Genomic DNA, 14,832 nt, shown 5'->3' on the forward strand with positions numbered 1-14,832 from the left:
CCACACCCGCACCGTCGCGAGGAGGCACCCCCATGCCCGTTTCCAACAACCCGCAGGACCTCGACCGCAACATCGCGCTCGACCTGGTACGCGTGACCGAGGCCGCCGCCATGGCCGCCGGCCGCTGGGTCGGCCGGGGTGACAAGGAGGGCGGCGACGGCGCTGCCGTCGACGCCATGCGCAAGCTCATCAACTCGATCCAGATGCGCGGCGTCGTCGTCATCGGCGAGGGCGAGAAGGACAACGCCCCGATGCTGTTCAACGGCGAGGAGGTCGGCGACGGCACCGGGCCGGAGGTGGACGTCGCGGTCGACCCGGTCGACGGCACGACGCTGATGAGCAAGGGCATGCCGGGCGCGGTCGCGGTGCTGGCGGTCGCCGAGCGCGGCGCGATGTTCGACCCGAGCGCGGTCTTCTACATGGAGAAGATCGCCGTCGGGCCGGACTGCGCCGACGTCATCGACATCAACGCCGGCGCGACGGAGAACCTGCGGCGCATCGCCAAGGCCAAGCACTCGAGCGTCTCGGACGTGACCGTCTGCATCCTGGACCGGCCGCGGCACCAGGCGCTGGTCGAGGAGGTGCGCGCGGCGGGCGCGAACATCAAGTTCATCTCCGACGGCGACATCGCCGGCGCCATCTCGGCGGCCCGCGGCTCCTCCGACGTCGACGTGCTGATGGGCATCGGCGGCACGCCGGAGGGCATCACGGCCGCGTGCGCGCTCAAGTGCCTCGGCGGTGCGATCCAGGCGAAGCTCTGGCCGCTGGACGACTCGGAGCGCGAGAAGGCCATCGCGGGCGGGCACGACCTGGACCGTGTGCTGACCACCGACGACCTGGTCACCGGCGACAACTGCTTCTTCGTCGCCACCGGGGTGACCTCCGGCGACCTGCTCAAGGGCGTGCGGTACCGCGCCGGCGGCGCGCACACCCAGTCGATCGTCATGCGCTCCAAGAGCGGCACCATCCGGGTCATCGACTCCTACCACCGGCTGGAGAAGCTGGCGCAGTACTCGTCGGTCGACTTCGACGGGCACCTGCCGATGGTGCGCGAGTGACGCAGACCTCGACCGCACCCGCGCCACCCGGATCGGCCGTATCGGCCGGTCGCCGCGCCACCGGCGTCCTGTCGGCGCTGATCGCGGGGGTCGCGCTGGCCGTGCAGTCGAGGATCAACGGCGAACTCTCGATCCGCCTCGGCGACCCGATCGGCGCCGCGGTCGTCTCGTTCGGCTCCGGCCTCATGGTGCTCGCGGTGCTGGTGCCGCTGCTCCCGGCCGGCCGGTCCGGCCTGCGCCGCCTGCGCGACGGCCTGCGGGTGCAGCGGATCCGCCCGTGGCAGTGCGTCGGCGGGATGTGCGGCGGCTTCCTGGTCGCCACCCAGGGCCTCACCGTGCCGACGCTGGGCGTGGCCGTCTTCGTGGTGGCGCTGGTCGCGGGCCAGTCCTCGAGCAGCCTGCTGGTCGACCGGGCGGGCGCGGGCCCGTCCGGCCCGCAGCCGGTGACCACGCCGCGGCTGGCCGGCGCGGTCCTGACCGTCTGCGCGGTGCTGCTGGCGGTCGGCGACCGGATCGGGCATCCGAGCGCGCTGGCGCTCGCCGTGCTGCCCCTGCTGGCCGGCGTGGGCATCGCCTGGCAGCAGGCGGTCAACGGCCATGTGCGGGTCGTCTCGGGCAGCGCGATGGTGGCGGGCCTGGTCAACTTCGCGATGGGCACGTCGGTGCTGCTGGTCGCCCTCGCGGTCTCGGTGACCGTCCGCGGCTTCCCGGGCCGCCTGCCGTCCGGCCCCTGGTGGCTGTACGCCGGCGGCGTCCTCGGCATCGTCTTCATCGCCGTCGGCGCCGCCGTGGTCCGCTACATCGGCGTCCTGCTGCTCGGCCTCGGCATGATCGCGGGCCAGGTCACCGGCGCGCTGCTGCTGGACACGATCGTGCCGGGCGCGGCCGGCCGGCCGGGCTGGAACACGCTGCTCGGCGCCGCGCTCACTCTGGTGGCGGTGTGCGTGGCGATCATGCCGGCGCGCCGCCGGATCAGATGTCGGTGAGGGTGGTGTCGGGGTCGTACAGCGCCGGGACCGGGCGCGGGCGGCGCCGGCGGAAGAGGATCGCCGCGATCACGCCGCCGAGCAGGCCGAGCAGGTGCCCCTGCCAGGAGATCGGCTGATCGGTCGGCAGCACGTTGTAGAGCTGGTACCAGTAGAGCAGCCCGATGAACGCGGCCACGCCCAGGTTCCACCAGCTGCGCTCCACGAAGCCGCGGGCGAAGAGCAGGCCGAGGTAGCCGAAGACGACCCCGCTCGCGCCGACGACGACGCTGCTCGGGTCGCCGATCAGCCACACGCCGAAGCCGCTGACCAGCACGATCACCAGCGTCGACCAGAGGAAGCGGCGGACGCCGCCGGCCAGCGCGAACGTGCCGACCAGGATCAGCGGGATGCTGTTGCCGTACAGGTGGTCCCAGCCGGCGTGCAGGAACGGGCTGAAGATGACCCCGTCGAGGCCGCTGAGGCGGTGCGGGATGATGCCGCCGGCGACATCGAGGCGGCCGGCGCCGATGCCGACGTCGATCACCTCGATGAGGAACAGCACCGGGATGACGGCGCACATGGCCACGAACGCCCGGCCGATCGAGGCGAAGAACGCCTCGGTACCGAATTTCGCCGCCTGATCCTCGCGCTCCCCGGGGTAACCCATTCCCCGATGGTTACCGATGGGCGCCAGCCCCGCCAACCCCTCGGGTCGGTTCGGGCACCGTCAACTCAGCTTCCGGGCCGCTTCCCGGATGTCGGACCGGAAGTTCGACACCTGGGTGTACACGCCGGGGTAGCCCTTGCGGGCGCAGCCGAGGCCCCAGCTCACGATGCCCACCTGCACCCACCTGCCCCTGGCGAGCTGGCGCACCATCGGCCCGCCCGAGTCGCCCTGGCAGGTGTCGACGCCGGGTGCGGCGGCGCAGATCATCTCGTCCTCGACCAGGTCGACGATCTTCTTGTACGCCTTGGCGCAGGGCTCGTCGTCCACGATCTTCACGGAGCCGAACCGGAGCTTGGTCTCCTGCTGCGCGGAGCCCTCGCCGGTCTGCCCCCAGCCGAGGATGACCTGGGTGCCGGTCTCGTCGGCGCCGCCGGAGCTGATCTCCAGGGTCGGCAGGTCGAGCTTGCGGTCCAACTTGATCAGGGCCCAGTCGTCGCCGCCGGTCTCGGAGACGAACTCCGCCGGGCGCACGATCGTGACCGACTTCGCCTTGATCGCGCGGCCGGACTTGAGATTGGTCACACCGGCGGTCACCTCGATGCTGGTGTCCTCGCCCGGGCCGGAGACGCAGTGACCCGCGGTGAGCACCACCCGCGGCGCGGTCAGCGCGCCGCCGCAGCCCATGGAGAGCCGCACCATCCACGGAAATCGCCCATCGGGCGCCTTGTCGCCGCCGACGACATCAATCGCCGGTTCGGCGACGTCTCCCGCCTGCGCCGGTATCTGGCTCGCCGAAAGAACCGAGGCGAGAACGCCGAGTACGAGGACTGAGGCGACTTTCCGGACCATAGGGATATTTGAACACGAGACGACCACGCAAAAGGGGTACGCGCCGAAACACGTACCCCTTTGCCAAGCTGAAGCTTTCTAGTACCAGCCGACGTCCTGTGAGTGGCCCCACGCGCCGCACGGCGAGCCGTAACGGCCCTTGATGTAGCCGAGTCCCCACAGAATCTGGGTCTTCGGGCTGCTCTTCCAGTCCTCGCCCTCGCTGGCCATCTTGCTGCCGGGCAGGGCCTGCGGGATCCCGTACGCACCCGAACTGGAGTTGGAGGCGCGGTGGTTCCAGCCGCTCTCCTTCTTCCACAGCTTGTCGAGGCAGGGGAACTCCTTGATCGCGAAGCCTTCGGCGATCATGAGGGCGCAGCCGGTGGCCCGATTGCCGCTGAATTCCTCGCAGGAATCCGGGATCGGTCCGTCGTAGGGCACCGTCGCGCCGCCGTCGTCGTTCTCGTCCTCGGCCGCCTTCTTCTCGGCGGCCTTCTTCGCGATGACCTTCTTCTCCAGCGCCCGCGCCTTGCCGGCCGCGGCCTTCGCCTCGGCGGCGGCCTTCGTGGCGGCCTCGCCCTCGGCCTCACGCTGGTACGCGCGAGCGGCCGCGTGCTGACCGTGCCGCTCCTTGAGCAGCTGCAGGTCGTCGACGTCGGTCTGCGCGATCAGGCCCACCTGGGCGTTCTGCGCCTGGACCTGCTGGTCCTTACCGAGGTAGACCCCGCCGATCACGCCGACCACGAGCAGACCCACCGAGGCCACGCGGATTCCGACCCGGCTCCAGAGCCGATTCACGAAGTGTCCCTTCGTTGGGGGCAATGACGCGGTGCGAATTCGCCGGGACGAATCCCGGCGACCTTTCCCACCGCGAGCACCGACGACCCCTCGGGCCGCACGTGCCCGGCCCCACTGCGGCCGGCTACGGTGACCCCCCAGTCGATCTGAAACCTGCCGGGCCACGCGATAGATGCTCGCCAGACACCATGGCCCAGAGTGAGGTGGATGTGAAATGACGACGCGCACGTGTGAAATGAATCACAGGATGTTTGGCATTCAATCTGGGCAAACGGCCATCATTTCCATCACTTTCGAGGTAATGGAAATCTCACTGCAAGTAGCTAAACCTCTGCATAGCGTGAGGCGGGGACCCTTTGGATCCCCGCCTCCACTAGTGACAGAGCGTTACAGAGGGATGTCTTCCAGTAGATCGGTGACGACCTCCGCGATCGGCGAGCGCTCCGACCTCGTTAGGGTGACATGGGCGAAGATCGGATGGCCCTTGAGCGCCTCGATCACCGCCGTGACCCCGTCGTGCCGGCCCACCCTGAGGTTGTCGCGCTGCGCGACGTCGTGGGTGAGCACCACCCGCGAGCCCTGCCCGATCCGGGACAGCACCGTGAGGAGCACGTTGCGCTCCAGCGACTGGGCCTCGTCCACGATCACGAACGCGTCGTGCAGGCTCCGGCCGCGGATGTGCGTCAGCGGCAGGACCTCGAGCATCCCGCGCGCCAGGACCTCCTCCATGACGTTCGCGTGCACCACCGCGCCGAGGGTGTCGAAAACGGCCTGCGCCCAGGGCGACATCTTCTCCGACTCGCTGCCCGGCAGGTAGCCGAGATCCTGCCCGCCGACCGCGTAGAGCGGGCGGAAGACCACGACCTTCTTGTGGCGGTTGCGCTCCATCGTGGCCTCGAGGCCGGCGCAGAGCGCCAGCGCGGACTTGCCGGTACCGGCCCGGCCGCCCAGCGACACGATGCCGATCGACTCGTCGAGCAGCAGGTCCAGCGCGATGCGCTGCTCCGCCGAGCGGCCGCGCAGGCCGAACGCCTCCCGGTCGCCGCGGACCAGGCGCACCGACTTGTCCGGGGTGACCCGGCCCAGCGCCGAGCCGCGCGGCGAGTGGATCACCAGACCGGTGTGGCAGGGCAGCGAGTCCGCCTCCTCCAGGTCGAGCTCCTCGCCCGCGTACAGGCTGCTGACCTGGTCCTCCGAGAGCTTGAGGTCCGACATGCCCACCCAGGTCGGGTCGCTGGCCTGGCCATGTCGGTACTCGTCGGCGGTCAGGCCGACCGAGGCGGCCTTGACCCGCAGCGGCATGTCCTTGCTCACCAGCGTGACGTCGCGGCCCTCCGCGGCCAGGCCAAGCGCCACCGAGAGGATCCGGGTGTCGTTGGAGTCGTTGCGGAAGCCGTGCGGCAGCGCGCTCTGGTCGGCGTGGTTGAGCTCCACCCGCACCGTGCCGCCCTCGTCGTTGCAGAGCACCGGCTGATCGAGGCGGCCGAACTTGATGCGCAGCTCGTCGAGCATGCGCAGCGACTGCCGGGCGAACCAGCCGAGCTCGGGATGGTGGCGCTTGCCCTCCAGTTCGGAGATCACCACGAGCGGAATGATCACCTCGTGGTCGGTGAACCGGCGGAACGCCGCCGGGTCGGACAGCAGGACCGAGGTATCCAGGACGAAGACCCGGCCGGCTGGGGCGGGCTCCGCGTCGGCGTGCCGATCCCGGGACGACCTGCGTCCCGTGGAGGCGCGGCTGCTGGAGACTTTGGCGGCCGGGTCAAGGGGGGCCCCGGCGTCAGTACGGCGAGATGTCACAGGCCTGCTCGCTCCAGCGGGCGTGCAACCCGGGCCGCCCGCGGTCCGCCACGTCCGGCCCCCGTCCCTGACACGGAGCCGGGATGCGGGCCCCGTGGCGCACTTGTCGCAGGTCCGGGCCGACCGGTTGGCCCGGGACGACCCCGCGCCATGACAAGAACGCTACTGGTCAACTGGCACCTGCGGTAGTACCCGCGTGATACGCCAATTCCCGGTCGTAACGGTTGCGTGCAACCAGCCGAACGGCGGGTACGCTGGGATTCGTGCCTGAGTCTTCCCCCAGCAATGCGCGTCCTACGCACCCGCTGAGCGCCGCCGAGGCATGGCAGTTCACCGCCTCGCGGGCCCGGGACACGACTCTCTTCTTCGACTTCGACGGGGTGTTGTCGCCCGTCACCGACGATCCCGACGCGTCCCAGCCGGTGCCCTCGGTGCTCGGCGTGCTCGAGGAGCTGGCCGGCGCGGTGGCCCGCGTGGCGATCGTCTCGGCACGGCCGGTGAGCTTTCTGCGCTCGCGTTTCGAGTCGCTGGCCCACGTGGACCTTTTCGGACTCTACGGCCTCGAGGTGTGGCACGACGGCGAGGTCGTCACGGAGCCCGCGGCCCTGCCGTGGGTGCCCGCGATGGCGGAGCTGGCCGAGCGCGCCCGGACCGAGCTGCCCGACGCGATCCTGGTGGAATACAAGCGCCTCTCGGTCGCCCTGCACTACCGGACCGCGCCGCAGCTCGCCGCGGTCGTCGAGCGCTGGGGCCACGAGCAGGCCGAGCGCCTGGGCCTGCGGTTGCAGGGTGGGCGCATGGTCGTCGAGCTCAAGCCCCCGGTCGACCAGGACAAGGGCATGGTGATCAGCCAAGGCGTGCTGAACGCCGGCTGCGCCTGGTACTTCGGCGACGACATGTCGGACATCAAGGCGTTCGACGCGCTGCGCGCCCGCGAGGCCGTCGACCCGGACTTCTTCGGCATGTGCGTGGCGGTGGCCAATCCGGAGACCGGCGCCGAGGTCTCCAGCGCCGCCGACCTGACGCTGGAGTCACCCGAGGCGGTGGCGGGCTTCCTCGCCGAGGCCCTGCACGCCTTCCGCCGAGCCTGACGCGCCGTGCCTGACGCGATCCGTGCCTGACGCGATCCGCGTCAGGCGCCGTAGCGCCGCTGCCGTCCCGCGTAGGACCGCAGCGCCCGCAGGAAGTCGGTCCGGCGGAAGTCCGGCCAGTTCGCGTCGTGGAAGTAGAACTCCGAGTGCGCCGACTGCCAGAGCAGGAAGCCGGAGAGCCGCTGCTCCCCGCTCGTGCGGATGACCAGGTCGGGATCGGGCTGACCACGGGTGTACAGGTGCTCGGCGATGTGCTCGACGTCGAGGATCTCGGCGAGCTCCTCGAGCGTGCGGCCGGCCGCCGACTGCTCGTAGAGCAGCGAGCGGACCGCGTCGGTGATCTCGCGGCGGCCGCCGTAGCCGACCGCCAAGTTGACCTCGACGCCCTCGGTGCGGTGGCGGGTCTTCTCCTGTGCGGCCTTGAGCGCCGTCGCCGTGTTCGCCGGCAGGATGTCGAGCGCGCCGACGATCCGCAGCCGCCACGGGTTGCCGTCCTCGGCCAGCTCGGTCGCCAGGTCTTCAATGATCTTGACCAGGGGATCCAGCTCGGCCGCCGGGCGCTGCAGGTTGTCGGTCGCCAGCAGGTAGAGCGTGACGTGGCCGATGCCGGCCTGGTCGCACCAGCCGAGCAGCTCCTTGATCCGCTCGGCGCCGACCCGGTGGCCGTCGTTGGGGTCGACGTAGCCCATCTCGCGGGCCCAGCGCCGGTTCCCGTCGCACATGACCCCGACATGCTGCGGCACCGGCCGGCCGGCGAGCTTGCCGGCGAGCCGTCGTTCGTACAGCGAATAGACCAGGGACCGCACACTCATCCCCGCTAGCCTAGCGAGCGCCGGCGCGCGCTCAAGAGGGCGGCGGGGCGAGGTGGAGCAACTCGGCCCCGATGCGCCCGATCGTGCGAAGATCGAAAACCCCGTCACCCAGCCCCAGGTCCACCATTCGGTCGAAAACCTCACCATCTCGGCGAGCCGCGCGAACCGCGGCGTCGACCACCTCCGGCCGGCGGGTCAGCAGCGCCGCCAGCCGGGAGTGCCGCAAGTGGCGGCCGAGCCGATCGCGCAGGGCGGCGGCGTACCGCTCGGCGGCCCGGTGCGGCGGCCCGGCCGCCGCGGCGGCGCCGGCCAGGGCCCCGGAGAGCACGGCGTAGAAGATGCCCTCGCCGGTGAACGGATTGATCAGCGACAGCGCGTCGCCCGCGAGCAGCACCCGCCCGCGGGCCGGCGGCGGGCGGCGGGTGGACAACGGCAGGTGGTGCGCCCGCAGGCCGGTCGGCTCGGTGCCGGGCAGCAGCTCGCACAACCGCTCCATCAGGTACGCCTTCGTCAGCGGCGCCCCGCGCAGCGTCTCGCCGTAGCCGACGTTGGCGGTGCCGTCACCGATCGGGAACGACCACGCGTACGCGGGCCAGCGCGCGCTGGTGGTCCTGATGAGCTGCTCCGCTCCGGCCGCGGGCGCGTAGCCGCGGATCGCGATGGCGAGGTGCCCGTCCGGGTTGACCGGATGGCCGAGCGCGCGGCGGACCACCGATCCGGCGCCGTCCGCCCCGATCACGACCCGGGCCCGGATCCGGTCGTCGAGGGTGACGCCCGCGCCGTCCTCGCGTACCCGGCGTACCGCGTGCCGGCGCAGCTCGGCGCCGTTTGCGACCGCCGCCCGCACGATCCGGGCGTCGAAGATTCTGCGTGGGATGGTGTGCGCGGGCCGGGGCAGTCGCCGGGCCACTTCGGTGCCGCCCGGCCCGATCAGGCGCAGGTCCGCCACCGGCGGATAGCCGTCGGTCACCCCGGTGACGCCGAGGCTGTCGAGCACGTCGACGGCGTCGGCCGCGATGCCGTCGCCGCACGCCTTGTCCCGCGGGAATTCGGCCCGGTCCAGCAGCAGTACCGAGGCGCCCGCGCGCCGCGCGGCGAGGGCCGCGGCGGCTCCGGCCGGCCCGGCACCGACGATCGCGACGTCGAACACGGCGGCGTTCAGCACGCGAGCGGGACCGCGTGCGGCCGAGTGTCGACTGAGGTCACCCGGTGGACGGTACTCAGGCCGCGCCCGCCTCGGTGAAGAGGCGGGCGCGGGGTGTCACGCGGCGTTGAGGCGGGCCTTGAGGGCGTCGAGCTCGGACCAGAGCACGGCCGGCAGCTTGTCGCCGAACTTGTTGAACCACTCCTCGACCTGCGGGATCTCCGCAAGCCACTCGTCGGTGTCGACCCGCAGCACGGCCTCGAGGTCCGCCCGGCTGACGTCCAGGCCGGTCAGGTCGAGTGCGTCGGCGGTCGGCACGTGACCGATCGGGGTCTCGACCGCCTCGGCCTTGCCGTCGAGGCGCTCGACGATCCACTTGAGCACGCGCGAGTTCTCGCCGAAGCCCGGCCACAGGAAGCCGCCGTCGGAGTCGCGCCGGAACCAGTTCACGTAGAAGACCTTCGGCAGCTTGTCGGCGTCGCCGGAAGCGGCCTTGCCCATCTCGATCCAGTGGTTGAAGTAGTCACCGGCGTGGTAGCCGATGAACGGCAGCATCGCCATCGGGTCGCGGCGCACCACGCCGACCTGGCCGACCGCCGCGGCGGTGGTCTCCGACGAGAGCGTCGCTCCGAAGTAGACGCCGTGCACCCAGTCGCGGGCCTCGGTGACCAGCGGGACCGTCGTCTTGCGCCGGCCGCCGAACAGGATCGCGTCGATCGGTACGCCGCGCGGGTCGTCGTACTCCGGCGCCAGGATCGGGCACTGGTTGATCGGGGTGCAGAAGCGGCTGTTCGGGTGGCTCGACGGGGCGTCGGAGTCCGGCGTCCAGTCGTTGCCCTTCCAGTCGATGAGGTGCGCGGGCGGCTCGCCCATGCCCTCCCACCACACGTCGCCGTCGTCGGTGCGCGCCACGTTGGTGAAGACCGAGTTGCCCCGGGCCAGGGTGCGCATCGCGTTCGGGTTGGTGTGGTGGTCGGTGCCCGGCGCGACGCCGAACAGGCCGTACTCCGGGTTGGTCGCCCACAGCCGGCCGTCCTCGCCGAAGCGCATCCAGGCGATGTCGTCGCCGACGGTCTCGACCTTCCAGCCCGGCAGCGTCGGCTCCAGCATGGCGAGGTTGGTCTTGCCGCAGGCCGACGGGAACGCGCCGGCGATGTAGCGGACCTGGCCCTCGGGCGAGGTCAGCTTCATGATCAGCATGTGCTCCGCGAGCCAGCCCTCGTCGCGGGCGGCGACGCTGGCGATCCGCAGGGCGAAGCACTTCTTGCCGAGCAGCGAGTTGCCGCCGTAGCCGGAGCCGTACGACCAGATCTCGCGGGACTCCGGGAAGTGCGAGATGTACTTGGTCTCGTTGCACGGCCAGGCCACGTCGGCCTCACCCTCGGCCAGCGGCTTGCCGACCGAGTGCAGCGCGGGCACGAAGTCCGCGTCGGCACCCATGGCGGTCAGCACCGCGGTGCCCATCCTGGTCATGATCTTCATCGAGGCCACCACGTACGCGCTGTCGGTGATCTCGATGCCGAACATCGGGTTGGGCGCGTCGAGCGGGCCCATGCAGAACGGCACGACGTACATCGTGCGTCCGCGCATGCAGCCGCGGTACAGCTCCGTCATCGTCGCCTTCATCTCCGCCGGCGACGCCCAGTTGTTGGTCGGTCCGGCGTCGGCGGGATCCACGGAGCAGATGAACGTACGTTCCTCGACCCGGGCGACATCCCCGGGATCGGTGCGGGCCCAGAACGAATTGGGCCGCTTGACGGGGTCGAGGCGGACCAGCGAACCGGCGTCGACGAGCGAGTCGGTGAGCCGGGTCCACTCCTCATCGGAGCCGTCGCACCAGACCACCCGATCCGGCGTGGTGAGGGCGACGACCTCATCCACCCAGTTCAGGAGCTTGGTGTGGGCGGTGGGGGGCACAGACATGTGATTCCCTTCGGTCGGCACTGACCTGTGACGAACCAGGCCGGTCGGTCGGCCATTGTCACGGGAGTCACCTGAGCCTAAGCCGAGTGAACGTTCAGTTCATCGGCGAATCTTGTGGACAACCGCACAATCCTCGGTGTTTATGCGCAATCACGATCGATCCTTCGCCGCTTGATGCACAAGCGCGCACGGCCGCCGACTGAATGCATTTTCCGGCCCGCTTCCACCCGCGTTCACAAAGTGGACGAAACGGCCTAAGCTAGTCGTAAATCGGGCTTTCCTCCCACTCCCGGCTACAGGAGGCAGGAATGACGATCCCGGCCAGCGACACCGACATGGACACGGATCTGCTTGTCGCCGTGCGCGCGGGCGACACCGCCGCGTACGGCGTTCTCTACCAGCGCCACCGGGCCGCCGCCCGGGCGCTGGCATATGGGCTCGTCAGCGACCCCGCCGACGCCGACGACCTGGTCGCCGAGACGTTCGCCAAGGTCCTCGCGGCACTGCGGGCCGGCGGGGGACCCCTGGTGGCGTTCCGCGCCTACCTGCACACGACCCTGCGGCACGTGCGCTACCACCGGGCCCGCCGCGACCGGCGGCTCGAGTTCACCGACGACCTGACCCGGTACGACGAGGGCGAGCCGTTCCGCGACCCGGCGCTGGACCGCCTGGAGCGCACGTACGCCGCGCAGGCCTTCCGGGCACTGCCCGACCGCTGGCGCGACGTGCTCTGGCGCACCGAGGTCGAGGGGGCCAGCCCGGCCGAGGTCGCCCCGGACCTCGGCCTCACGCCGAACGCCGTCGCCGTGCTCGCGCACCGGGCCCGCGAGGGCCTGCGCCGGAACTACCTGCAGCAGCACGTGGCCGCCGCCGACCCGCCCGAGTGCCGGTGGACCGGCGACCGGCTGGGCGGGCACGTCCGGGGCCGGGTGGCGCCGCGCGACGCCGTCCGGCTGGAGACCCATCTCGCCTGGTGCTCGGGTTGCCGGGATCGGCACGCGGAGATCACTGAGATCAACCAGAGCGGCTACCGTCCGTACAAACAGCGTGGCCATCCCGAGGCAGACGGATTAAGAGTCGCTCACGAAAACGGCGCACCGTGACCGGCGCCGGTACTCTCGGGTCCGTGCCTGCCGCAATCCTGCCCGCGTTGCGGGCACGCTTCGGGGCACTCGTGCGCGAAGTGAGCAAATTCGGCGTCGTCGGCGGCACCGCCTTCGCCGTCGACCTGACCATCTTCAACATCCTGCTGCAGAGCGGCTTCGAGTCGCTCACCGCCAAGGCGATCTCCACGGTCATCGCGACCACGGTGGCGTTCCTGGGCAACCGGTTCTGGACCTGGCGGCACCGCGGCCACGCCAACATGGCCCGGCAGTACGTGCTGTTCTTCCTGCTCAACGGCGTCGGCCTGGTCATCGGCCTGACCTGCCTGGCGATCAGCCACTACGGCCTCGGCGCGATCTGGCCGGAGTTCCAGAGCCCGATCGCGGACAACATCTCGGGCCAGTTCGTCGGCACCGCCGTCGGCACCCTGTTCCGCTTCTGGTCGTACCGGCGTTTCGTGTTCGGCGAGGCCGTGGTCCCCGACCCGGCCGAGGCCGTCGTGCCGGCGCCGTCCCGCCGCGACGCGCCCACGCCGTCGCCGCAGGTCGTCGAGCCGGCGACCCCGCCCGCAGTCCGGCGAATGTGACATCGGGTCACCTTTCCGACCCGATGTCCTAGCCCATTTACCCCCGTAAGGTTGACCAATGCCATCAGCCCGCTCGCTGGCGGAACGCCTGCGCCATCTCGCACCGGAAGCGCTGGCCTTCGGCGTGATCGGCGCGGGCAACACGCTGCTCTACATGGCGATCACGTGGGTGCTGCTGCCCATCGGAGCCGTCAAGGCGAGCGTCGTCGCGACCATCGTCACGACGACCCTGGCATACGTCGCGAACAGGTACTGGACCTACCGCCACCACACCCGTAGCGCCCTGCGCCGGGAGTACGCGCTGTTCTTCGGCTTCAACCTGATCGGCATGATCATCCAGTCCGGCGCGGTCACCATCGGCAAGTACGGCTTCGGCCTCACCGAGGAGCACGACGAGATCCTGCTCATGGGGTGCACGATGCTGGGCATCGGGGTGGCGACGGTGTTCCGCTTCTGGGCGTACCGGACCTTCGTCTTCCTCAAGCCGCCGGTCGACGGGCACGAGGCCGCGGTATCCGAGCTGGACGTGGTCGCGGGCCTGGCCGAGCTCAGCGCCGAGGCCGACGGGACCCTGGACGCGGAGTTGGCGAAAGAGATCGACGCTCAGCGCCGCGCTGTCTAGCGGTCAGCTGCGGAGCCTCGTCCTCGTCGGCGTCGTCGTCCTCGCCGTCCCCGCGTAGCTCGCGGTCCGTCTCGATCAGCTGGTAGAGCAGGGTCTGCACCCGCTGGGCGCCGGGCACCCGTTCCAGCACCGCGACCTGCTCGCCGATCGAGTCGATCTTCAGCGTGCCGCTGCCCAGCAGCCGGTCGAGCAGCGTCTGCCGCAGCGCGTGGTCGTTGACCCGGTTGAGCGGGAGGTCCCGGCGGGCCCGGGCGATCACGCCGTCCTGCAGCAGGATCCGCTCGTCGGTGAGGACGTAGTGCGTGGTCCGCCAGACCAGCAGCGGCCACACGCCCCGGGTCAGGCCGGTGAACAGCGCGATCGCGGCGACGATCAGCACGCCGATCAGGCCGCCGGTGGTCGGCGGCAGCATGACCCAGACGACGATCACCGCGGCCAGGTCGGCGAGCAGCACCAGGACCGGGCCTATCGCCGCCCGGGCGTGCGGGTGCAGGTGGAGGACGACCTCCTCCTCGTCGGTCAGGACCTCGTCCGGGAACGCCACCGGATCAGCGTACGTGCAGGACGTCTCCCGCGGAGACGCGCCGCTCGCCGTCAGCCGTACGGACGCCCAGCTGGCCGTAACCGTCCACCGTGGTCGCCGTGCCGGTGAGCTCGCCGCCCTGCGGCAGCAGCACGCGCACGTCACGACCGATCGTCGAACACCCCCGCTGGTACGCCGCCAGCAGTCCGCACATCTCCGCGTCGCCGCCGGCCTCGCGCCAGCCGCCGTACCACTGCGCGACGCCGCGCAGCAGGGATCGCAACAGCGGATCGCGGTCGGTGTTGGTGGCGCCGGCGGCCCGCAGGGACGTGGCCGGCAGGCCCGTCGTCTCGGGCAGCTCCTCCGGGCGGGTGGTGACGTTGAGCCCGATGCCGATCACCACGGCGCCCCCGGTCGCCTCGGCGAGGATGCCGGCGGCCTTGGCCTCGCCGGTGCCGGTGCGGATCAGCAGGTCGTTCGGCCACTTCAGCGCCGCGTCCAGCTCGGCGATGCGCCGCACGGTCTCGAGCAGCGCGACCCCGGCGAGCAGCGGCAGCCAGCCCCAGGTGTGCTGCGGCGCGGGCGCCCAGCCCCGCTCCGCGTCGGCGGCTCCGGGCCGCAGCAGCACGCTGAGCGTCAGCCCGGCCCGCGGCGGCGACACCCACTGCCGGTCCCGGCGCCCCCGCCCGGCGACCTGCTGCTCGGCGACGATGACCAGGCCCTCGGCGGCGCCGTCCCGCGCGGCCGCCGCGGCGTCGGCGTTCGTCGAACCGGTCTCGGCCCGCACCTCGAGCCGCCGCCACAGCCCGCCGGGCACGATCAGCGCGCGCTGCAGGGCCCGCTCGGTCAGCGGGGGACGATCAAGGTCTGCATACGGCGAGGTGCCCACCCGCAACACCCTAGGCGCC

The 14,832-nt window shown here is 71.2% G+C and carries 15 protein-coding genes; 6 read left to right on the top strand and 9 right to left on the bottom strand.

Going from position 1 to position 14,832, the window contains the following annotated elements; translation table 11 throughout:
- Window positions 1-32 precede the first annotated feature (32 nt).
- Both glpX and ACIBSW_RS03960 read left to right on the top strand, forming a co-directional pair.
- Complete coding sequence (glpX, locus tag ACIBSW_RS03955; RefSeq protein ID WP_354717377.1) at window positions 33-1,058, top strand: class II fructose-bisphosphatase; 1,026 nt, start codon at window positions 33-35, stop codon at window positions 1,056-1,058.
- Entirely contained in the window at window positions 1,055-2,044 is a 990-nt protein-coding gene (locus ACIBSW_RS03960) for a DMT family transporter (RefSeq protein ID WP_404799208.1), read from the top strand. Before glpX ends, ACIBSW_RS03960 begins: the two co-directional genes overlap by 4 nt.
- Here ACIBSW_RS03960 and ACIBSW_RS03965 read toward each other — a convergent pair.
- The 4 genes from ACIBSW_RS03965 to ACIBSW_RS03980 form a co-directional block, all read right to left on the bottom strand.
- The gene (locus tag ACIBSW_RS03965; RefSeq protein WP_354717379.1) at window positions 2,031-2,693 is read right to left on the bottom strand and encodes a rhomboid family intramembrane serine protease; all 663 of its coding nucleotides are present in this window, start codon (window positions 2,691-2,693) and stop codon (window positions 2,031-2,033) included. The genes ACIBSW_RS03960 and ACIBSW_RS03965 overlap by 14 nt on opposite strands.
- Window positions 2,694-2,753: 60 nt before the next feature.
- Window positions 2,754-3,542: a serine protease gene (locus ACIBSW_RS03970; protein ID WP_354717381.1), complete on the bottom strand. Its 789-nt coding sequence runs from the start codon at window positions 3,540-3,542 to the stop codon at window positions 2,754-2,756.
- A 78-nt stretch (window positions 3,543-3,620) separates the two neighbouring features.
- A complete protein-coding gene (locus tag ACIBSW_RS03975; RefSeq protein WP_354717383.1) occupies window positions 3,621-4,319 on the bottom strand; it encodes a lytic transglycosylase domain-containing protein in 699 nt (232 codons plus the stop codon).
- A 387-nt stretch (window positions 4,320-4,706) separates the two neighbouring features.
- Window positions 4,707-6,119 carry a PhoH family protein gene (locus ACIBSW_RS03980; RefSeq protein ID WP_354717385.1) on the bottom strand — a complete coding sequence of 471 codons (1,413 nt, stop codon included), beginning with the start codon at window positions 6,117-6,119 and terminating at the stop codon, window positions 4,707-4,709.
- Window positions 6,120-6,382: 263 nt separating this feature from the next.
- Between ACIBSW_RS03980 and otsB the strand changes: the two genes are divergently transcribed.
- Window positions 6,383-7,210: a trehalose-phosphatase gene (gene otsB / locus ACIBSW_RS03985; RefSeq protein ID WP_354717387.1), complete on the top strand. Its 828-nt coding sequence runs from the start codon at window positions 6,383-6,385 to the stop codon at window positions 7,208-7,210.
- Window positions 7,211-7,251: 41 nt separating this feature from the next.
- Here the strand turns inward: otsB and ACIBSW_RS03990 are convergent, their stop codons facing one another.
- The 3 genes from ACIBSW_RS03990 to ACIBSW_RS04000 form a co-directional block, all read right to left on the bottom strand.
- Entirely contained in the window at window positions 7,252-8,022 is a 771-nt protein-coding gene (locus tag ACIBSW_RS03990; RefSeq protein ID WP_354717389.1) for an isoprenyl transferase, read from the bottom strand.
- Window positions 8,023-8,053: 31 nt separating this feature from the next.
- The gene (locus ACIBSW_RS03995) at window positions 8,054-9,172 is read right to left on the bottom strand and encodes a geranylgeranyl reductase family protein (RefSeq protein WP_354717590.1); all 1,119 of its coding nucleotides are present in this window, start codon (window positions 9,170-9,172) and stop codon (window positions 8,054-8,056) included.
- A 111-nt stretch (window positions 9,173-9,283) separates the two neighbouring features.
- Window positions 9,284-11,089, bottom strand: a complete 1,806-nt coding sequence (locus ACIBSW_RS04000) for a phosphoenolpyruvate carboxykinase (GTP) (protein WP_354717391.1) — start codon at window positions 11,087-11,089, stop codon at window positions 9,284-9,286.
- A gap of 308 nt (window positions 11,090-11,397) precedes the next feature.
- Here ACIBSW_RS04000 and ACIBSW_RS04005 point away from each other — a divergent pair, with 308 nt between their 5' ends.
- From ACIBSW_RS04005 to ACIBSW_RS04015, 3 genes are read left to right on the top strand one after another with little or no spacing between them, the layout of a single operon-like run.
- Complete coding sequence (locus ACIBSW_RS04005) at window positions 11,398-12,192, top strand: sigma-70 family RNA polymerase sigma factor (protein WP_354717393.1); 795 nt, start codon at window positions 11,398-11,400, stop codon at window positions 12,190-12,192.
- A gap of 23 nt (window positions 12,193-12,215) precedes the next feature.
- On the top strand, window positions 12,216-12,779 hold the full coding sequence (locus ACIBSW_RS04010; protein ID WP_354717394.1) for a GtrA family protein: 564 nt from the start codon (window positions 12,216-12,218) through the stop codon (window positions 12,777-12,779).
- Between the two features lie 58 nt (window positions 12,780-12,837).
- Window positions 12,838-13,401 (top strand): GtrA family protein, encoded by a 564-nt coding sequence (locus ACIBSW_RS04015; protein ID WP_354717396.1) that lies wholly within the window; start codon window positions 12,838-12,840, stop codon window positions 13,399-13,401.
- Here ACIBSW_RS04015 and ACIBSW_RS04020 read toward each other — a convergent pair.
- Window positions 13,328-13,945: a PH domain-containing protein gene (locus ACIBSW_RS04020; RefSeq protein WP_354717397.1), complete on the bottom strand. Its 618-nt coding sequence runs from the start codon at window positions 13,943-13,945 to the stop codon at window positions 13,328-13,330. The two genes, ACIBSW_RS04015 and ACIBSW_RS04020, sit on opposite strands and share 74 nt — an antisense overlap.
- A 4-nt stretch (window positions 13,946-13,949) precedes the next feature.
- Entirely contained in the window at window positions 13,950-14,813 is an 864-nt protein-coding gene (locus ACIBSW_RS04025; RefSeq protein ID WP_354717398.1) for a biotin--[acetyl-CoA-carboxylase] ligase, read from the bottom strand.
- Window positions 14,814-14,832: the final 19 nt, after the last annotated feature.

Source organism: Actinoplanes sp. NPDC049668, assembly GCF_044465445.1.
In the GTDB taxonomy this organism is placed as follows: Bacteria; Actinomycetota; Actinomycetes; order Mycobacteriales; family Micromonosporaceae; genus Actinoplanes.

Bases quoted from the DNA above. Each gene is read 5' to 3' on its own strand.
- glpX (WP_354717377.1), top strand. From the start codon at position 33: ATGCCCGTTTCCAACAACCCGCAGGACCTCGACCGCAACATCGCGCTC.
- ACIBSW_RS03965 (WP_354717379.1), bottom strand. From the start codon at position 2,693: ATGGGTTACCCCGGGGAGCGCGAGGATCAGGCGGCGAAATTCGGTACC.
- ACIBSW_RS03970 (WP_354717381.1), bottom strand. From the start codon at position 3,542: ATGGTCCGGAAAGTCGCCTCAGTCCTCGTACTCGGCGTTCTCGCCTCG.
- ACIBSW_RS03990 (WP_354717389.1), bottom strand. From the start codon at position 8,022: ATGAGTGTGCGGTCCCTGGTCTATTCGCTGTACGAACGACGGCTCGCC.
- ACIBSW_RS04000 (WP_354717391.1), bottom strand. From the start codon at position 11,089: ATGTCTGTGCCCCCCACCGCCCACACCAAGCTCCTGAACTGGGTGGAT.
- ACIBSW_RS04005 (WP_354717393.1), top strand. From the start codon at position 11,398: ATGACGATCCCGGCCAGCGACACCGACATGGACACGGATCTGCTTGTC.
- ACIBSW_RS04015 (WP_354717396.1), top strand. From the start codon at position 12,838: ATGCCATCAGCCCGCTCGCTGGCGGAACGCCTGCGCCATCTCGCACCG.